Here is a 19,298-nt window from a genome sequence, read left to right as displayed (position 1 = left end):
TAAGGGGGTTATATTACGGGTCTTATGTCCAATCTCCCAGATTTCTTCGATGACAAACCCCGCGACAAATGTGGGGTCATGGCCCTTTTCGGCCATCCACGGGCCGCAGAACTGACCTATTTGGGGCTTTATGCGCTCCAACACAGGGGTCAGGAATCTGCCGGAGTCGTGAGCTCCGACGGCCAAAAACTGTATTCTCACAGAGGCATGGGTCTCCTCGCGGACGTCTTTCGCGACCAGTCCAAGTTTGAGGAATTGCGCGGAAACTGGGCAATTGGTCACGTCCGCTATTCGACGACGGGCTCCTCATCGTTGACTAACGTTCAGCCGTTAATGGTTATCACCAAAGACGGTCCCTTGGCGGTGGCCCACAACGGGAATATTACCAACGAACGGGCCTTGCGAAAGGAACTTGAGGGCGAAGGGGCGATCTTCCAGACGACGTCGGACTCCGAATTGTTTGTGCATTTGATTGCTCGCTCAAAAAAAACGACGAGTGCGCAGCGGTTGGCCGATGCCGTGAGTGTCTTGGAGGGCGCATTCTCTGTCGTGCTGATCACAAAAGACGAAGTTCTTGCCGCTCGCGATCCCCACGGTTTTCGCCCGTTGGCAATGGGACGGATGGGCGACGGTTATGTGTTTGCGTCGGAAACGTGCGCATTTGATATTATCGGCGCGACGTATGAGCGGGACGTAAACGCCGGTGAAATCGTAACCATCTCTTCGCGCGGCATGGAGTCCATCCAGTATGCCGAAGCAAATCTGAATATGTGCGTCTTTGAGCTGATCTACTTTGCCCGGCCCGACAGTCATATCTACGGCACGTCGGTGGACAAGGTACGCCGCAAGTTAGGCAAGATCTTGGCCGAAGAATCGCCCGCTGAAGGCGACGTCGTCATTTCCGTGCCTGACTCTTCAAACACGTCGGCTATCGGATTTGCCCGGCAGAGCAATTTGAAGTTTGAAATCGGCTTAATCCGAAACCACTATATTGGCAGGACGTTCATCAATCCCTCGCAGTTCATGCGCTCCTACAACTCCCGGATCAAATACAATCCGGTGCGCGGAGTGCTGGAAGGACGGCGCGTGATTTTGGTGGACGATTCGATCGTCCGCGGGACGACTCTGAAAAAACTGGTCGGAGTCATCAAGGCCGCTGGTGCGACGGAGGTGCATGTTCGCATCGCGTCGCCGCCGGTTCGCTGGCCGTGTTTTTACGGCATGGACTACCCCACGCGACGGGAACTAATTGCAGCCTTTGCCACTCCAGAAGAGATTGAAAGCTATCTTGGAGTGAATTCGCTACGCTATCTGTCGCACGAAGGCATGCTTGCCGCGACGCGTGACACGCCGACGAATTATTGCACGGCATGTTTCTCGGGACGCTATGCCGTGCCGCTGAAAGATCCCGCGCAGCTTGCCGAACTGACCGAGCCCGATAAAGAATGGGCGCGCGCGGAACTCGAACGAGTTCTGAAAACCATGGAGTGACGGTGGTCGAAATCAGTCGCCCGGACAGATTACTGCCCAGACCAAAGCGGTTCGCTTTCGAACCGAAACCGCGACCGAGAAAATTCCTGACGGTGCCGAATTTGTTGAGCATCGCCAGGATTTTCTTGCTGATTCCGCTGTTTCACTATTTGAAGCTCGGTCCGAAAGAGAATGGAAACTTTTGGGCTTTGGTGGTGATGGCGACGGCGCTCGTCAGCGACATGATCGACGGATTGATCGCGCGCTGGTTCCACGTCGAGACCGACTGGGGCCGTGTGCTCGATCCGCTTGCCGACAAGATTTGGCTTGGCGCACTGGCGATTTTTCTCGCTCTGCCGTCGCGCGCGAACCCGTTGCCCGCGTGGTTCTTGGGATTGATTCTCTTGCGGGACGTCTTAATTCTCGCGGGGTCCTACTACGTTTTCAAGAAACGCGGACTGGTAGTGACGTCAAACTATTTAGGCAAGTTCACAATGTTCGTGATTGCCGTAACTTTGATCAGTTACACGGTAAATTGGGTGCCGGAATTCAGTCCGTCTTTCACACCCAAGAGTCTGGTTTGGATTTCATTCGGTTTCGTTATGATTTCAGGCGTGCAATACGGTGTGCGCTTCTTGCATTATAGCAGCGGGAAAGACATGCCCGCGCCATCTCCCGAAGCGTGAGTTCGCTCACGCGCAGTTTTTGTCAAAGAACTTATGTCTCTTAAACTCTACAATACTCTGACGCGAAAAGTCGAAACCTTTGTGCCGCGCGATGCTGGAAAAGTCGCGATGTATACCTGCGGCCCGACGGTCTATGCGCGCGCGCATATCGGGAATTTCCGGACGTTTCTCGTGTCGGATTTACTGCACAGATATCTTAAATACCTTGGTTACGACGTCACGTGGGTGATGAACCTGACGGACATCGACGACAAGACCATTAAGGGCGCGAACGCCGAGGGAATTTCGCTCCGCGAATTTACGGACCGTCATATCGCGAAGTTTCACGAAGACCGCAAAACCATCGGCATCACGGATTCGACGATGTATCCGCGCGCGACGGAACATATTCCTGAAATGGCGAAGATGGTCGAGGACTTGATAGCGGCTAAACATGCTTACGTCGTCGACGGATCGGCTTACTACAAAATAGAATCGTTTCCGACGTACGGTCAATTTGCTCGACTGAACATGGAAGAGATGCGCGTTGGCGAGCGTGTGGCCAGGGACGAATACGAGAAGGAAGACGTGCGCGATTTTGCGCTGTGGAAGAACTGGGAAGAGGTGGACGGGCCTGTTGGTTGGGATACGAGCTTAGGCAAAGGCAGACCGGGTTGGCATCTTGAGTGTTCCGCGATGTCGTTGAAGTACCTCGGCAAAGGTTTCGATATTCATCTCGGTGGCGTTGACTTAATCTTTCCGCATCACCAAAATGAGATCGCGCAAACGGAAGGCGTAACGCACGAAGCGCTTGCGCGCTATTGGGTACACTCGGAGCATCTACTTGTCGACGGACAAAAAATGTCTAAGTCACTGGGGAATTTTTACACCGTGACTGACATGCTTGAGAAAGGGTGGAAGCCGCGGGAAATTCGTTTCGGACTTTTGGCAGGACACTATCGTCAGCGGACAAATTTTCAAGCAAGCGGACTCGACAGTATCAAGCAATCGCTGGCAAGATTTGAAGCATGCGCAGTGAATATCGAACATGCGGCAGGGCAGGGGGGACGCGCGGAGCTCAAGGATCTGATTGCGCAGCGCGAGCAGGAATTCCGCGACGCGCTTGACGATGATCTGAATTATCCGGAAGCACTTGCTGCCGTGTTCAATTTTGTGCGCGACGCAAACACTCTTTGCCAAGACAACAAGATCGGTCAGCCCGAGAAGGAACTCGCGACTGAGGCGATGGACAAATTCGACTCGGTGTTAGGATTTTTGAAGCCAATCGTGCAGGCAGATCCAGAGGCCGCCGAAATAGAAGCCCTCATCGAGGCGCGTAACGAAGCCAGGAAGGCCAAAAACTGGGCAGAGGCCGATCGGGCACGCGATGAACTTACCGAGCGGGGGATTATCCTTGAAGATAGGGCAGGAAAGACGATTTGGAGGAGGAAATAGGAGAGGCGTCCGGTCCGACTTGAGAGGCAAAACCCCGAAAAAACCGCTATTTCACCCCTAAAATCGCCAGCAGGCCGCTTGACAGCCATTTCACAAGTTCTTAACTTTGGGTCTGCGGTTTTCGGCGGTACCCAACTGCTGGCGTAGCTCAACTGGTAGAGCAGTTGATTTGTAATCAACCGGTTGCGGGTTCAAGTCCTGTCGCCAGCTCTACTACAACTGAGTTCTGATTTTTCCCGACTAACTCCTGGTGGCATGCCCGAGTGGCTAAAGGGGGCAGACTGTAAATCTGCTGGCAGACGCCTACGGTGGTTCGAATCCATCTGCCACCACCGGGTATTCCCCCGAAGATTACATCGTTAGTCTTTGTTCTTAGTGGCCTTAGAAGTGGTCGCCCGAGAGGCGTGCACCCTTTTTAGGCTGTTTCTTCATTTGTTTTCGTATGCGGGCGTAGCTCAGTTGGTAGAGCATCAGCCTTCCAAGCTGAGGGTCGCGGGTTCGAGTCTCGTCGCCCGCTCCGCGTGAAAATGGCAAATAGAAAATAGCAAATAGAAAAGAGCAGAGATTTTTCTATTTTGAATTTTCCATTTTCTATTTTCTGCCCCGCTCGTGTAGCTCAGATGGTAGAGCGCGTCCTTGGTAAGGACGAGGTCAGCGGTTCAATCCCGCTCACGAGCTCCGCTGCCTTCGCTGGCAGTCCCTTTGACACAATCACAATTATCATATAATGCTGAACCCCTAAGGAGGTTGTCCGGCAATGGCTAAAGCCAAATTTGAACGTACTAAACCGCATGTGAACATCGGTACCATCGGTCACGTTGACCATGGCAAGACCACTCTCACTGCCGCCATCACCCAGGTGCTCGCCGCCAAGGGTCTGGCCCAAGCACGTAACTACGACGAAATCGACAACGCCCCCGAAGAAAAAGAGCGCGGCGTTACGATCAACGTCCACCACGCTGAGTACGAAACCGAAAAGCGTCACTACGCTCACGTCGACTGCCCGGGCCACGCTGACTACATCAAGAACATGGTCACCGGTGCCGCCCAGATGGACGGCGCAATCCTCGTCGTGTCCGCCGCCGACGGCCCCATGCCGCAGACGCGTGAACACGTGCTGCTGGCCCGCCAGGTGAACGTGCCCGCTTTGGTCGTGTTCCTGAACAAGTGCGACCAAGTCGACGATCCCGAATTGCTCGACCTCGTTGAACTCGAAGTTCGCGAATTGCTTTCTTCCTACGAATTCCCCGGCGATACTTGCCCCGTGATTCGCGGCAGCGCACTCGACGCTTTGTCGAACATGACTGATCCGGAAAAGACGAAGTGTATCACCGACTTGATGGAAGCCGTGGACAGCTTCATTCCGGAACCGGAACGCGCGCTGGACAAGCCGTTCCTGATGCCGATCGAAGACGTGTTCTCGATCACCGGCCGTGGTACCGTGGGTACGGGTCGTATCGAGCGCGGCAAGATCAAAGTCGGCGAAGAAGTCGAAATCGTCGGTATGGGACAGCACAAAAAGACCGTCGTCACGGGCGTCGAAATGTTCCGCAAACTGCTGGACGAAGGTTTCGCGGGCGACAACGCAGGTTTGCTTCTGCGTGGTGTTGAAAAGGACGAACTCGAGCGTGGTATGGTGCTTTGCAAGACCGGCTCGATCAAGCCGCATAAGAAGTTCGAAGCTCAGGTGTACGTGCTTTCGAAAGACGAAGGCGGCCGTCACACTCCGTTCTTCAACAACTACCGTCCGCAGTTCTTCTTCCGTACCACCGACGTGACGGGTGCAATCGTGCTCGCCGAAGGCACGGAAATGATCATGCCCGGCGACAACACGACGATCACCGTCGAGTTGATCACGGACATCGCTATGGACGAAGGTCTGCGTTTCGCTATCCGTGAAGGCGGCAAGACCGTCGGCGCGGGTCGTGTGACCAAGATCATCGAGTAAGTATACGACAGACCGACGGGCCGGGGCTGGTTTTGATAGCCCCGGCCTTCTGTTCCTTTTAGCTGCCGCTCCGAAGAGTCGCGGCGGCAGCAAAAATACGGCAGTAGCTCAATTGGTAGAGTCCCGGTCTCCAAAACCGGTTGTTGGGGGTTCGAGTCCCTCCTGCCGTGCCAGACTGAGGACCTCCTCTCCAGATACAAAATTATGTTCAATAAGATCGTAAACTACTTCTCCGACGTCCGCTCGGAAATGACAAAGGTCACGTGGCCTTCCCGGCCTGAAGTGATCGAAAGCACGTGGATCGTGCTGGGTTTGACGCTGTTGTTTGGCGTCGCCGTCTTTGCGGTGGACCGTCTCCTCAGCTTGGGTCTGCAGCAACTGCTGTAGTTTCCCGCGCGTGAATTTCGAGACTATTCCTTGCCCGGTCTGTTCTTGCGCCGAATACAAGCCGGAAAGAATTGTCGAAGACAGGTTTCGTGTGCTTGGCGACCGCACTTATTCGTTGGTGCGGTGTCAAATGTGCAAATTGATCTATCTCAACCCGCGGCCCGACGAAAAGTCGATTGGTGCGTTCTATGACACCGCCGAATACGATCCATTTGGATCCACGGAAGGCGGCCCGCAATCGACGTCGACGAAGTTATATCAAAAGTTTCGTCCATTGTCGATTCGCCGCAAAGCAGCGCGAGTCACTGAAGGTCTGAAACCCGCCGATAAATGTCTCGACGTAGGCTGCGCGACGGGTGAGTTTATTGTTGAATTGAAACGACGCGGTTTTGAAGCGGATGGCTGCGAGCCGAGTGAAAAGGCCGCGCAGTATGCCCGCGACAAGTACGGGTTGAGAATCTGGACAGGCGGAATCGATTCTGTTCCCACGCACGCCGGACCGTACAAACTGATTACGTTCTGGCACGTAATGGAACACGTTCACAAGCTGCGCGAAACGCTTGAGATTGCAAGGAAGTTGCTCTCCCCGCGCGGCAAAATTGCAGTCGCAGTCCCCAATCCGCTGTCCCTTGACGCGAAAGCCTACGGTGACAAATGGGTCGCGTGGGACACTCCGAGACATCTTTATCACTTCGAACCGCCGGTCATGCTGGATCTTTTGATTCGCGCTGGATTCGATCCGAGAAGTCTGGGAGCCGTGGCGTTTGACGCGTTTTACCACAGTATTTTGTCAGAACCGCGTTCGACCTTAGGTCTTGTGCGCGGCGCGTACAGGGGGATGCTCAGCTACACCAGCGGTCTGCTCGGAGGGCCCGGTTCGTCTGAGTTGTATATTGGAATCAATCGTTCATTGTGAGTAGTCTTTAGCTAAATGCTTCATCCAACCGATGCACCGATCCGCGAAGGCGAATTAGGATGGTATGTCATCCACGTCTTTACCGGACAGGAAGAAAAAATCAAGACTTTCTTGGAGGAAGAATCCAAGCGGTTGGGGATTGCCGATCAGATCACGCAGGTCCTGATTCCAAAGGAAGACGTGATTGAAATGCGCGACGGCAAGAAAAAAGCCAAGACGCGCACGTTCTTTCCGGGTTATATGCTCGTGGAGATGATTCTCAACAAAACCACCGAGCACTTGATCCTCAACACTCCGCAAGTCATCAACTTCGTCGGTCCGAAAAACCGTCCCGTTCCGCTGCGTCGTCACGAAGTCGACCGCATTTTGGGACAGCAGGACAAGGCCGGAGAAATGGAATTGATCGAGCTGCCGTTTGAAGTGAACGACACGATCAAAGTGATTGACGGACCGTTCAAAGATTTCACCGGCATCGTGCGCGAAATCAATATGCCGAAGCGCAAGGTCAAGGTGATGGTCTCTATCTTCGGACGATCCACTCCGATTGAATTGGACTTCCTGCAGATTTCGACCGAGCTGGGAACCAGTTAGTTTGGCGCGCTGACATCCTAAATGTGCGGTCGTCATCCTGAACGTAGTGAAGGAACTCTCAGAAGGGTTCTTCAGCCCACAGAGGGCTTCAGAATGACATATCAGAAGTAATTTTTTTTCGAATTCGAGATACATCATGGCAAAACAAATTACCGGATTCATCCGTTTGCAGATTCCCGCGGGTGCCGCGACGCCGGCTCCGCCGATTGGTCCTGCTCTGGGTCAGAAGCAGGTCAACATCATGGACTTCTGCAAGCAGTTCAACGCCCGCACCGAAAAAGACAAGGGAATGATTATTCCAGTCGTCATCACGGTGTACAAGGACAAGAGCTTCAGCTTTGTCACGAAGACTCCTCCCGCGGCGATTTTGATTAAAAAAGCGATCAAGCTGGACAAAGGCTCGGGCGAACCCAATCGAAACAAGATTGGCACGATTACGCAAGCTGCTATCCGCGAAATCGCCGAAATCAAGATGAAAGATTTGAACGCCAACACCGTGGAAATGGCCATGAGGATGGTCGAAGGCACTTGCCGCTCCATGGGCGTCAACGTCGGACAATAGTACCTTTTCATAAACGGGTGGGAGTGTGGACGCCGCACGAAAGAACCACCAAGGAGCAAATTTGCCCTATTCAAAACGCGTAAAGAAGAATCGCGAGCACGTCAATCGCAATACCGAAATGCCTCTGTCGGACGCGATTAACTCGCTCAAGAGCACTTCGCACGCGAAGTTCAACGAAACGGTTGAAGTCGCCGTGCGCTTGGGAGTCGATCCCAAGAAGGCCGATCAGATTGTTCGCGGAACCGTCGTGCTGCCGCACGGGACCGGTAAAACGGTGCGTGTCGTGGCTGTGACGAAAACCAAAATCAGCGAAGCGCAGGAAGCCGGCGCCGACCATGCAGGTTTCGAGGATTTGCTCGAGCGCATCAAGGGCGGTTGGACGGATTTCGACGTGCTCGTGGCGACGCCCGAGGTTATGGCCGATCTCGGTAAGCTCGGTAAGATTTTGGGCCCGCGCGGATTGATGCCGAACCCTAAGGCCGGAACCGTGACCCCGAACATTGGCAACGCCGTGCGCGACGTCAAAGGCGGTAAGGTCGAGTTTCGTGTCGACAAGTACGGCATTTTGCATCTCGGAGTCGGCCGACTCAGTTTTACCAACGCGCAGCTTTATGAGAACATCGAAGAGTTCTTCAAAAACATCATGCGCAATAAGCCCGCTACGGCCAAAGGGCAATATGTCAAGTCCGTGTTCCTGACGAGCACGATGGGCCCGGGAATCCGGGTTCAACGTTCCGAAGTCGAGAGCGCCAAACTTCACTAAGCCCTAAAGGAACGGAACAATGTCATTAGCTGATCTTCAAAACCGTGTGATTCGCCCCGAAAAGGCGGCCATTGTCGCGGACTTCCGCGAGAAAATGGAGCGTGCGTCGGGCGTGTATCTTACGGACAATCTCGGACTGTCGGTCGAACAAATGACCGCCTTGCGCCGCGAGTGCTTCCAGAACAATGTCGATTTCATGGTCGTCAAGAATACCTTCTCCCGTATGGTGCTGAAGGAAAAAGGCTATGAAGAAATTCTGAAGCATCTCGAAGGCCCAACGGCCATCGCCATCGGTTACGACGACGGCGCGACGCCAGCCCGTATTCTCGATAAATTCGTCGGCACGACCGACAAGCTTGTTGTCAAGGGCGTGATCTTTGACGGCAAGGTGCTGCCTGCCTCCGAACTTGCCGCCATTAAGGATCTCCCGACGCGCGAACAGGCTCTGTCCGGTTTGGTCGGCGCGATCTTTGGACCGGTTCAAGGCTTCTACAACGTCATCAACGCCGTCTTGCGCGATTTCGTGTCGGTCGTCGACCAAATTGCGATCAAGAAGGAAGGTTAATGCCGTTTCCCATTTTTCTTTTCAAGAATAATTAACAAACCATAACGGAGAACAACCGTGCAACAGATTATCGAAGCAATCGAAAAAATGACCGTGCTTGAGCTCGTCGAGCTTAAGAAGGCATTGGAAGACAAATTCGGCGTGACCGCTGCCGCCCCGATGATGATGGGTGCGATGCCGATGGCCGGTGGTGCCGCTCCTGCAGCCGCCGAAGAAAAGACCGAGTTTGATATCATTCTCGTCGAAGCCGGCGCACAGAAGATTCAGGTCATCAAGGTCGTGCGCGAACTGACCGGTCTGGGCCTCAAGGAAGCCAAGGACCTCGTCGACGGCGCGCCGAAGCCGGTTAAGGAAGGCATGCCGAAGGACGAAGCCGAAAAGATCAAGGCCAAGCTCGAAGAGCAGGGAGCCAAAGTCGAAATCAAGTAAGGCGGTTTGCCGCTTGCTTTCGCCGCGCTTTCCCGAGTAATTCCCTCGGGTTGCCGAGTCCCTTCCGCGCCGCGCAGGCGCAGAAGTCAGACTTGGCAATTTGCGTTTAATAAGCACGTGTCTTTTTAGCTGTTTTTTCCTTGTTCGACTCTCGAAAACCAGCCCAGTTCGTTGAAATGGACGGGTTTGACGAAGTCGTGACAAGACCATTGCAAGATCCATTGCGGTTATTCTAAGGGAGCCTTTCGTGCGCGATCCGCAGAGAACCATTCAACGCATCAACTTTTCGAAAATCCCCGAAGTTCATGAAATGCCGGACTTGTTGGAAGTCCAGCTCAAGAGCTTCCGTGACTTTTTGCAGGCTGATGTGCCACCTAACCGTCGCCGGGCCTACGGACTCGAGGCGGTCTTCCGCAACATTTTTCCGATCATCGACAACCGCGAGACGCACATTCTCGAATACGTCGATTATCAGGTCGAACGCCCGAAGTACGACGAAGACGAATGCCGCGAACGCGGCGTCACGTTCCAAGCCGCGCTGAAGGCCAAGCTGCGCTTGTCGTCGCGTGACGAGACGAGCGAAGCGGGTTCGTTCGACCAGACCATCGAGAGCGACGTCTATCTCGGCAACCTTCCGCTGATGACTACGTCCGGTACGTTCATCATCAACGGTGCCGAGCGCGTGATCGTTTCGCAATTGCACCGCAGCCCGGGTGTGTTCTTCGGCGAAGACACTCACCCGAACGGAAAGAAAATTTATTCCGCGCGCATCATTCCGTTCCGCGGATCGTGGATTGAAATTTCCACGGACATCAACGACGTGCTGAACGTCTACGTCGACCGCCGTAAAAAATTCCCCGCCACGACTCTGTTGCGCGCGATGGGAAGTCAGACGAACCGCGACGTACTCGACTTGTTCGGTTTTGTTGAAACCGTTCCGACGAACCGCAAAGACCTGAACAAGGAAGTCGGACGCAGGCTGGTTTCCGACGCCGTGAATCCGTCGACGGGTGAAGTGGCCGCAACCGCGGGCGCCGAACTTACCGACGAATTGATCGAGAAGCTCGTTGCCGCCGGTGTGCAAAACATCGATTTGTCAAAGCCGAAGAAAAAGGACACGTCCTACGACATCCTGATCAATACGCTGAACAAAGACAAGTCGACTTCCACAGATCATGCGTTGGAAGTGATCTACCGCGAATTGCGAAGTGGTGACGCGCCCGACATCGACACGGCGCGCAAATTCCTCGAACGTCTGCTGTTCGACGAAAAGCGCTATGACCTCGGTGCCGTCGGCCGCTACCGCTTGAACAACAAGCTCGAGCTCGACGTGCCGTCCGACTGCGCCGTATTGACGCCGGAAGACATCGTCGCGATTATGAAGCACGTTCTGAAACTGCGGGTAGGCCGCGCCGCTCCCGACGATATCGATCACTTGGGTAACCGCCGCGTGCGTACTGTGGGCGAACAGCTCGCCAATCAGTTCAGCGTCGCGTTGTCACGTATGGCGCGCACGATCAAGGAGCGCATGAATCTGCGCGATTCGAATGCGCTAACTCCGCAAGACTTGATCAACGTGCGTACGATTTCGTCCGTGATCAACAGCTTCTTCGGAACCAACCAGCTCTCGCAGTTCCTCGATATGGTCAATCCGTTGACGGAGTTGACTCACAAGCGCCGCTTGTCCGCGCTTGGTCCCGGTGGTCTGACGCGTGAGCGCGCAGGCTTCGAGGTTCGCGACGTGCACTATACGCACTATGGCCGTCTGTGTCCGATTGAAACACCTGAAGGTCCGAACATCGGCTTGATTTCGTCGCTCTGCACGTTCGCGCGCATCAACGAAATGGGCTTTGTCGAAACTCCCTACCGCTCAGTGAAGAGCGGCAAGGTGTCGAAGGCGATCAAGTTCCTTTCAGCCGACGAAGAAGACCGCGTGACCATCGCGCAGGCGAATACGCCGATCAATCCGAAAGGCGAATTCCAGACGGATCGCGTGAAGTGCCGTAACCGTGCCGACTTCCCGGTCGCGCATCCGGACGGTATCGAATTCATGGACGTAGCTCCGTCGCAAATCGTGTCGGTCGCCGCGGCCTTGATTCCGTTCCTCGAACATGACGACGCTAACCGCGCGCTCATGGGTTCAAACATGCAGCGTCAGGCCGTGCCGCTCTTGCGTCCGGAAGCTCCGTACGTCGGTACCGGCATGGAGAAGAAGGCCGCCATCGATTCGCGCACGATGATCGTCGCGCCGAGTGACGGTGTGGTCGAATATGTGGACAGTAACAAGATTATCTTCCGCCCGAATCCGGTCGTCGACGAAAACGGCGAAACGGTTTCAACCCCGGAAGTTGTTACTTTTAAGCTGAAGAAGTTTGTCCGCACCAACCAAGATACCTGCATCAACCAAAAGCCCTCCGTGTTGGAAGGCGACGAGGTGAAAGCCGGTGCGACGTTGGCAGACGGATGCGCGACGGACCGCGGCGAGCTTGCGCTGGGGCGCAACACGCTTGTGGCGTTCATGCCGTGGCACGGATATAACTTCGAAGACTCGATTATCGTCTCCGAGCGCATCGTGTATGATGACGTTTACACGTCGATCAATATCGAAGAACTCGAACTCCAGGTGCGCGAAACCAAGCGCGGTGAAGAAGAGTTGACTCGCGAAATTCCCAACGTGTCCGAAGACGCGGTGAAGAATCTCGACGAAATCGGTGTGATTCGTGTCGGCGCGATTGTTCGTCCGGGCGATATTCTCGTCGGCAAGGTGACGCCGAAGGGTGAAACCGACCTGACGCCGGAAGACAAACTCTTGAAGGCGATCTTCGGCGACAAAGCCGGCGACGTGAAGGACGCAAGTCTAAAGGCGCACACCGGTATGTACGGTATCGTCATCAACACGAAGCTGTTTAGCCGCAAGAAAAAAGACGCCAAGACGCGCAAGGAAGACAAAAAGCTGATCGAGGATCTCGAAGGCAAGTACGAGCGCGAGCGCCAGCGTTTGCGCAAGCAGCTGGCCGAAGAGCTCTACTCGGTCTTGCGCGGGCACAAAGCGCGTGAAATCCGGGACCGCGATCAGACGGAAATTTTGGTTTCCGAAGGCGCCGCGTTCAGCGAATCACTGCTGCAGACGCTCGACGTCGACCGCGTCGAATCGGGCTTCGAGTGGACGAACAACGAAGGTATCAACGAAATGATCGCGCAGTCGTTCGACAAATTCCGCGAACGTCTGTTTGAGCATGAAACCGAACTGAAGAACGAGCGCTACCGCATCGAAGTCGGCGACGAATTGCCGCCGGGAATCGTGCAGCTCGTCCGCGTGTACGTCGCTCAAAAGCGCAAACTTTCAGTGGGTGACAAGATGGCTGGCCGTCACGGTAACAAGGGCGTCGTCGGTAAAGTCGTTCCCGTGGAAGACATGCCGTTCCTGTCGGACGGTACGCCGGTTGACATCATTCTGAATCCGTTGTCGGTGCCGTCGCGTATGAACATCGGCCAGCTCTTCGAAACGACGCTCGGTTGGGCCGCGCATCGTTTGGGTGTGCACTTCGCGACTCCCGTGTTTGACGGCGCGAAAACCGCCGACGTGGAAGAATGGCTGGATCGGGCAGGTCTGCCGCGAACAGGCAAAACTTACTTGTTCGACGGTCGCACGGGAGAACGTTTCCGTGAAGAGACCGCCGTCGGATTCATGTACGTGCTGAAGCTGTCGCACTTGGTGGACGACAAAATTCACGCGCGTTCGATTGGACCGTACAGCTTGATTACGCAGCAGCCGCTCGGCGGCAAGGCGCAGTTCGGTGGCCAGAGATTCGGTGAAATGGAAGTGTGGGCGCTCGAAGCATACGGCGCGTCGCACATCCTGCAGGAAATTCTCACGATCAAGTCCGACGACGTGAACGGTCGCGCGCGGACTTACGAAGCTATCGTCAAGGGCGACAACCTGCCCGCGCCCGGAATCCCTGAGTCGTTTCACGTTCTCGTGAACGAACTTCGCGGTCTGGGTATCGACGTCGATTTGCGCGAGTAACTTCGCTGAGTTCGTTTCCGTTTCGTCCGATTCTTTTTTGTTTAGTTAATTTCGACCGCACATAGGCGGTCATAAGAATAAGGAGCCCCACATGCTGCATTTCGCTGCTGCAGCCGAGCACGAACCCCGCAGGTACTCCGAAATTTCTGTCAGCCTCGCTTCGCCGGACATGATTTTGTCATGGTCGCACGGTGAAGTGACCAAGCCTGAAACGATCAACTACCGCAGCTACAAACCTGAAAAAGACGGTCTGTTCTGCGAAAAAATCTTCGGTCCCGTCAAGGACTGGGAATGTCATTGCGGCAAGTATCGCGGAATTCGTTACAAAGGAATCGTCTGCGATCGCTGCGGTGTGGAAGTCACGAAGAAAGACGTCCGCCGCAAGCGCATGGGACATATCTCGCTTGCCGTGCCCGTCGTGCACATCTGGTACTTCCGCAGTTTGCCGTCGAAAATTTCGTACGTGCTCAACATGAGTACGCGCGAACTCGAGCAGGTGATCTACTACGAGTCGTACTGCGTGATTCAGCCGGGCCGCGCGGATTTGCGCCGCAAGGACTTGCTGTCTGAAAACGAGTATCTCGAAGTGTTGCAGGCACTCGGTCCGCAGGAAGCGTTGCCGCCGGAAGAGCGTTTCATCGCCAAGATGGGCGGTGACGCGGTTCGTGATTTGTTGTCGACGGAAAACGTCGATGAGTTGTCCAACGAATTGCGCGCGCAGATCAAAGTTGAGACCAGTGCGCAGCGCAAGGCCGACGCGATCAAGAAACTCCGCGTGATCGAATCGTTCAAGCAGGCGGAAAACGGCAAGCTCAACCAGCCTGACTGGATGGTGATGTCGGTCGTTCCAGTCGTGCCGCCGGACCTGCGTCCGTTGGTGCCGCTGGAAGGCGGACGCTTCGCCACGTCGGACTTGAACGACCTCTACCGCCGCGTGATTATTCGCAACAATCGTCTCAAACGATTGATCGAGATTCGCGCACCTGAGGTTATCTTGCGCAACGAAAAGCGGATGCTGCAGGAAGCCGTAGATTCTCTGTTCGACAATGGCCGCAAGTCCGTGGCTGTGCGCTCGGACGGCAACCGACCGCTGAAGAGCTTGTCCGACAACCTGAAGGGTAAGCAAGGCCGCTTCCGTCAGAACCTGCTCGGAAAGCGTGTCGACTATTCCGGCCGTTCGGTGATCGTCGTCGGTCCCGAACTCAAATTGCATGAATGCGGTTTGCCGAAAGAAATGGCGGTTGAACTCTTCAAGCCGTTCATTATTCGCAAGCTCATTGAATACGAATATGCAAAAACGGTCAAGTCGGCCAAGCGATTGGTCGAGCGCAAGACCGACGAAGTGTGGGCGATCCTCGAAGAGATCATTCAGGACCATCCCGTGCTTCTGAACCGCGCGCCGACGCTGCACAGATTGGGTATTCAGGCGTTTCAGCCGCTGCTGATTGAAGGCAAGGCGATTCGTTTGCATCCGCTCGTCTGTCAGGCATTCAACGCCGACTTCGACGGTGACCAGATGGCTGTGCACGTGCCGCTGTCGTTTGAAGCGCAAATTGAAGCGCGCTTGCTGATGCTTGCGGCCAACAACATTTTGCATCCGGCAAACGGACGTCCGATCACCGTACCTCACCAGGACATGGTGCTCGGGTTGTACTATTTGACCAAGCGTAAGCTCGGCGAGCCGTTCCAAGGGAAGGTCTTCGCCAATCCCGCTGAAGTGGTGTCCGCTCAAAACGACGGGCGCATCGGATTGCATACGGTGATTTTCCTGCGCGTCGGAGACAGATTGATCGAAACCACGATTGGTCGTGTGATCTTTAATCAGATTCTGCCCGAAGGAGTAAAGAGCCGCCGTTACTTCAATGAAATGCTTGCCAAGAAGCGTATCGAAGAGATCATTCACTACTGCGTGCAAGCTGTAGGTATCGCCGATACGTCAATCTTCCTCGACAATCTCAAGAAGCTCGGATTCGCGAGCGCGACGTCGTCGGGTATCTCGATCGGCTTGGCCGACATCGAGATTCCGCCGGAAAAAGACCGTTTGATCCAAGCCGCGTACAAAAAAGTCGACGAGGTGCAAGGTCAATACGAAGACGGTATCATCACGGACGGCGAACGCTACAACAAGATCATCGACATCTGGACGCACACGTCGACCGACATCGCGGAAGTGATGTTTGCGAAACTGCGCGACTCCAAGGACGGTTTCAATTCCGTGTTCATGATGGCCGACTCGGGTGCTCGTGGTTCGAAGGAACAGATTCGCCAGCTCGCCGGTATGCGCGGTCTTATGGCTAAGCCGCAGAAGTCGTTGACCGGTCAAAAAGGTGAAATTATCGAAAGCCCGATCACCGCGAACTTCAAAGAAGGTTTGACGGTGCTCGAGTACTTTATTTCGACGCACGGTGCCCGTAAGGGTCTCGCTGACACCGCCTTGAAGACGGCGGACGCGGGCTATTTGACGCGCCGCTTGGTTGACGTCGCACAGGATGTCATTGTGCGAGAGTTCGACTGCGGCACGCTGCGCGGAATTCAGCTCGAAGAAGTTCAAGAAGGTGAAGAAGTCACCGAACAGCTTCACGAACGCGTTATGGGCCGTGTGTTGGCCGATGACGTTTTCGATCCGGTGTCGAACGAAAAGATTCTTGACGCTAACACGCTCGTGCGTGAAGCCGAAGCCAACTTGTTGGCGAAGGCCGGTATCACGCGTTTACGGATTCGTTCGGTGCTTACGTGCGAAAGCCCCCGCGGAATTTGCGCGCGCTGCTACGGCATCAACCTCGCCACCGGCAGAATGGTGGATATGGGCGAAGCCGTCGGCGTGATGGCCGCACAATCGGTCGGTGAACCGGGCACTCAGCTGACTTTGCGTACGTTCCACATCGGTGGTGCCGCGTCGCGTGACGTGTCCGAATCGCAGAGAATCGCCAAGAAGCCGGGACGCGTGGTCTTTGAAAACGTGGACTTCATCGTGCGCGAAGACGGTACTCGTATTTCGATTCGCCGTTCCGGTACGATCAAGCTGCTCGACGAGAACAACCGTCAGGTGGCACGCTACAAGCTGCCGTACGGTGCGTATGTTTATGTCGACGAAGGAGAAGTCGTCAAGTCTGGACACCTGCTGTTTGAGTGGGACCCGTATGCCGATTCAATTCTCGCGTCGAAGTCCGGCAAGCTGCACTTCATCGATATCAAGCAAGACTTGACTTTCCATGAAGACGTGGACGAAGCGACGGGCATGAAGCACAAAGTGATCGTGGAGTCGCGCGACCGCAAGATGAATCCGCATATTTTGATCATCGACGCAGAAGGCAACCGTTTGGCCAACCACGTGCTACCTATTGGAGCGCACTTGTTGGTGGAAGACGGTACCGAAGTGAAGATCGGTGATCCGTTGGCAAAGATGCCGCGTAAATCACAAGCGATTCGCGACATCACCGGCGGTTTGCCGCGTGTAACCGAGCTCTTCGAAGCACGTAAACCCAAAGATCCGGCCATCGTGACGGAAATCGATGGCGTCGTGCGCTTCGGTGGTTTGAAGCGCGGCGTGCGTATCGTGACCGTGACGTCTGAAGACGGCTCGGTGTCGAAGAACTACGCGATTCCTTACGGTAAGCACATTCTGGTCCACGATCACGACCGTGTGTCCGCAGGTGAAAAAATCACGGAAGGTTCCGTTGCACCGCAGGACATTTTGGCCATTCAGGGTCCAAACAGAGTACAGGAATACCTGGCCAAGGAAATACAGGAAGTCTACCGCTCACAAGGTGTGTCGATCAACGATAAGCACATCGAAGTCATCGTGCGGCAGATGCTCCAGAAAGTTCGCATCGACGATCCGGGCGATACCCGTCACCTCGAAGGCGATCACGTGGACAGAATCAAGTTCACGCGTGAAAACGAGCAGTTGGTGACTAAGGTCGTGGTGGAAGAGGTTGGTGCTTCAAGTTTCAAGGTTGGACAGATTTTGGAAAAGACCGAGTTCAACCGTGCGAATCGGGCCCTTAAGGCAGACGGTGCCGAACCCGCCAAGTCGCGAGGAGCGCATCCCGCAACCTATTCACCCGTGCTTCTGGGTATCACCCAGGCCAGTCTTTCGACCGACAGCTTCATTTCGGCGGCGAGCTTCCAGCAGACCACCAGCGTTCTGACCGATGCCGCGATCTCGAATAAGGTGGATTCGTTGTCCGGTTTGAAGGAAAACGTGATCCTCGGTCACTTGATTCCGGCTGGTACGGGACTGACCAAATATTCCGGTCTGGAAATCGTACGGCCCCAGGAGGAAGAAGAAGAGCTGGCCCGTGATTTCCGTATTGAAATGTCCGAATTGATGCAGAGCCTTGAGAACAGAGCGGGAGGCTTGGAGGAGGACATGGGACAAGAAGCTGCGGAAGGTACAAATCCCCCGGTTTCACAGGAATAAACAGAACTAACTGTTTTTTCGGATATTAGGCTTGTGTTAGGACCCCAGGCGGCTTTTGAGCCGCCCGGGGTCTGTTTTCGCAGAACTTGACATTCGAGAGCCGGTTCATTACATTAGCCAATCTACGCCACAAATTTTCTTCGAAACGTGCCCACAATTCAACAACTCATCCGTTCCGGTCGGGAAGCTGTCCAATTTAAGTCGTCAGCACCGGCTCTGATGAACTGCCCGCAGCGCCGGGGAGTTTGCACGCGTGTTTATACGACCACCCCGAAAAAGCCGAATTCGGCCCTCCGGAAGGTCGCTCGTGTGAAACTTACCAACGGTATCGTCGTTACGGCCTACATTCCCGGTGAAGGCCACAACCTGCAAGAACACTCGCTTGTGATGATTCGCGGCGGTCGTGTGAAAGACTTGCCGGGTGTCCGTTATCATATTATCCGGGGTATTCTGGATACGGCGGGTGTGGACGGCCGCAAGCAGGGCCGCTCGAAGTATGGCACGAAGAAGAAAGCTGTTGCCGCGGGCAAGGGCAAGAAGTAGCTGAAAGCGTAAGTGAATTATGCCTCGTCGTAAACGCATATTTAATCGAGAAGTCCCTGCCGATCCGAAATACGGCTCGGAGCAGGTGGCTTGCTTCATCAATGGTCTTCTGCGCCGCGGCAAGCGTTCGATTGCCGAACGCATGTTCTACGGTGCATTTGATATTATCCAGAGCAAGGCTAAGTCCGATCCTCTGGAGATTTTCAACAAGGCGATGAAGAATGTCGCCCCGGTCGTTGAGGTCAAAAGCCGCCGAGTGGGTGGTGCGACCTATCAGGTGCCGGTTGAAGTCAATCCGTCCCGCCGCCAGGCGCTGGCGATCCGCTGGATCATCGGCTACTCCAAGGCTCGTGGTGAAAAGACCATGGCCGAAAAACTCGCCGGAGAATTGATTGCAGCCGCCAAGGGCGAAGGCAACTCGGTGAAGAAGCGCGACGACACGCACAAGATGGCTGAAGCCAATAGAGCATTCGCTCATTTTAGATGGTAAATCCTGCAATTCGTGAAATTGAATCGACAACGGTGAATTAGATCGTGAGTTCCACAGCAACAGA

At 54.8% G+C, this 19,298-nt stretch carries 15 protein-coding genes and 5 tRNA genes; all 20 read left to right on the top strand.

From position 1 onward, the window contains the following. Positions 1-24 precede the first annotated feature (24 nt). The 20 genes from H6507_05830 (at position 25) to rpsG (ending at position 19,234) form a co-directional block, all read left to right on the top strand. Positions 25-1,491, top strand: a complete 1,467-nt coding sequence (locus tag H6507_05830; protein ID MCB9368604.1) for an amidophosphoribosyltransferase — start codon at positions 25-27, stop codon at positions 1,489-1,491. Between the two features lie 104 nt (positions 1,492-1,595). Then, on the top strand, positions 1,596-2,156 hold the full coding sequence (locus tag H6507_05825; GenBank protein ID MCB9368603.1) for a CDP-alcohol phosphatidyltransferase family protein: 561 nt from the start codon (positions 1,596-1,598) through the stop codon (positions 2,154-2,156). Between the two features lie 33 nt (positions 2,157-2,189). Beyond that, positions 2,190-3,590: a cysteine--tRNA ligase gene (locus tag H6507_05820; protein ID MCB9368602.1), complete on the top strand. Its 1,401-nt coding sequence runs from the start codon at positions 2,190-2,192 to the stop codon at positions 3,588-3,590. 137 nt (positions 3,591-3,727) lie between these two features. Next, a tRNA-Thr gene (locus tag H6507_05815) sits at positions 3,728-3,800 on the top strand. Positions 3,801-3,839: 39 nt separating this feature from the next. Next, a tRNA-Tyr gene (locus H6507_05810) sits at positions 3,840-3,922 on the top strand. A 112-nt stretch (positions 3,923-4,034) separates the two neighbouring features. Next, positions 4,035-4,107, top strand: a tRNA-Gly gene (locus H6507_05805). Between the two features lie 88 nt (positions 4,108-4,195). Next, positions 4,196-4,268 (top strand) — tRNA-Thr (locus tag H6507_05800). Positions 4,269-4,347: 79 nt separating this feature from the next. Next, on the top strand, positions 4,348-5,538 hold the full coding sequence (tuf, locus tag H6507_05795; protein MCB9368601.1) for an elongation factor Tu: 1,191 nt from the start codon (positions 4,348-4,350) through the stop codon (positions 5,536-5,538). A gap of 97 nt (positions 5,539-5,635) precedes the next feature. Further along, positions 5,636-5,711: transfer RNA gene (locus H6507_05790), tRNA-Trp, on the top strand. Between the two features lie 31 nt (positions 5,712-5,742). Next, complete coding sequence (secE, locus tag H6507_05785; GenBank protein MCB9368600.1) at positions 5,743-5,925, top strand: preprotein translocase subunit SecE; 183 nt, start codon at positions 5,743-5,745, stop codon at positions 5,923-5,925. 130 nt (positions 5,926-6,055) lie between these two features. Next, positions 6,056-6,841, top strand: a complete 786-nt coding sequence (locus tag H6507_05780; GenBank protein ID MCB9368599.1) for a class I SAM-dependent methyltransferase — start codon at positions 6,056-6,058, stop codon at positions 6,839-6,841. Positions 6,842-6,856: 15 nt separating this feature from the next. Further along, positions 6,857-7,432: a transcription termination/antitermination factor NusG gene (gene nusG / locus H6507_05775; GenBank protein MCB9368598.1), complete on the top strand. Its 576-nt coding sequence runs from the start codon at positions 6,857-6,859 to the stop codon at positions 7,430-7,432. Between the two features lie 136 nt (positions 7,433-7,568). Then, the gene (gene rplK / locus H6507_05770) at positions 7,569-7,994 is read left to right on the top strand and encodes a 50S ribosomal protein L11 (protein MCB9368597.1); all 426 of its coding nucleotides are present in this window, start codon (positions 7,569-7,571) and stop codon (positions 7,992-7,994) included. Between the two features lie 61 nt (positions 7,995-8,055). Then, positions 8,056-8,757, top strand: a complete 702-nt coding sequence (locus H6507_05765) for a 50S ribosomal protein L1 (protein ID MCB9368596.1) — start codon at positions 8,056-8,058, stop codon at positions 8,755-8,757. Positions 8,758-8,776: 19 nt separating this feature from the next. After that, positions 8,777-9,322, top strand: a complete 546-nt coding sequence (locus tag H6507_05760; GenBank protein MCB9368595.1) for a 50S ribosomal protein L10 — start codon at positions 8,777-8,779, stop codon at positions 9,320-9,322. Positions 9,323-9,409: 87 nt separating this feature from the next. After that, positions 9,410-9,751: a 50S ribosomal protein L7/L12 gene (rplL, locus tag H6507_05755; GenBank protein ID MCB9368594.1), complete on the top strand. Its 342-nt coding sequence runs from the start codon at positions 9,410-9,412 to the stop codon at positions 9,749-9,751. 310 nt (positions 9,752-10,061) lie between these two features. Continuing rightward, entirely contained in the window at positions 10,062-13,778 is a 3,717-nt protein-coding gene (gene rpoB / locus H6507_05750; GenBank protein ID MCB9368593.1) for a DNA-directed RNA polymerase subunit beta, read from the top strand. Between the two features lie 91 nt (positions 13,779-13,869). Next, a complete protein-coding gene (rpoC, locus tag H6507_05745) occupies positions 13,870-18,201 on the top strand; it encodes a DNA-directed RNA polymerase subunit beta' (protein ID MCB9368592.1) in 4,332 nt (1,443 codons plus the stop codon). A gap of 147 nt (positions 18,202-18,348) precedes the next feature. Further along, the gene (locus H6507_05740) at positions 18,349-18,744 is read left to right on the top strand and encodes a 30S ribosomal protein S12 (GenBank protein MCB9368591.1); all 396 of its coding nucleotides are present in this window, start codon (positions 18,349-18,351) and stop codon (positions 18,742-18,744) included. Positions 18,745-18,763: 19 nt separating this feature from the next. Beyond that, positions 18,764-19,234: a 30S ribosomal protein S7 gene (rpsG, locus tag H6507_05735; GenBank protein ID MCB9368590.1), complete on the top strand. Its 471-nt coding sequence runs from the start codon at positions 18,764-18,766 to the stop codon at positions 19,232-19,234. Positions 19,235-19,298: the final 64 nt, after the last annotated feature.

The organism is Calditrichota bacterium (assembly GCA_020637445.1).
Taxonomy (GTDB): Bacteria; Electryoneota; RPQS01; order RPQS01; family RPQS01; genus JABWCQ01.
Note: the sequence above shows the minus strand (reverse complement) of the source record. Positions and strands in the feature narration are given on the sequence as shown.

Bases quoted from the DNA above. Each gene is read 5' to 3' on its own strand.
- H6507_05830 (MCB9368604.1), top strand. From the start codon at position 25: ATGTCCAATCTCCCAGATTTCTTCGATGACAAACCCCGCGACAAATGT.
- H6507_05820 (MCB9368602.1), top strand. From the start codon at position 2,190: ATGTCTCTTAAACTCTACAATACTCTGACGCGAAAAGTCGAAACCTTT.
- tuf (MCB9368601.1), top strand. From the start codon at position 4,348: ATGGCTAAAGCCAAATTTGAACGTACTAAACCGCATGTGAACATCGGT.
- secE (MCB9368600.1), top strand. From the start codon at position 5,743: ATGTTCAATAAGATCGTAAACTACTTCTCCGACGTCCGCTCGGAAATG.
- H6507_05780 (MCB9368599.1), top strand. From the start codon at position 6,056: ATGTGCAAATTGATCTATCTCAACCCGCGGCCCGACGAAAAGTCGATT.
- nusG (MCB9368598.1), top strand. From the start codon at position 6,857: ATGCTTCATCCAACCGATGCACCGATCCGCGAAGGCGAATTAGGATGG.
- rplK (MCB9368597.1), top strand. From the start codon at position 7,569: ATGGCAAAACAAATTACCGGATTCATCCGTTTGCAGATTCCCGCGGGT.
- H6507_05760 (MCB9368595.1), top strand. From the start codon at position 8,777: ATGTCATTAGCTGATCTTCAAAACCGTGTGATTCGCCCCGAAAAGGCG.
- rplL (MCB9368594.1), top strand. From the start codon at position 9,410: ATGACCGTGCTTGAGCTCGTCGAGCTTAAGAAGGCATTGGAAGACAAA.
- rpoB (MCB9368593.1), top strand. From the start codon at position 10,062: ATGCCGGACTTGTTGGAAGTCCAGCTCAAGAGCTTCCGTGACTTTTTG.
- rpoC (MCB9368592.1), top strand. From the start codon at position 13,870: ATGCTGCATTTCGCTGCTGCAGCCGAGCACGAACCCCGCAGGTACTCC.
- rpsG (MCB9368590.1), top strand. From the start codon at position 18,764: ATGCCTCGTCGTAAACGCATATTTAATCGAGAAGTCCCTGCCGATCCG.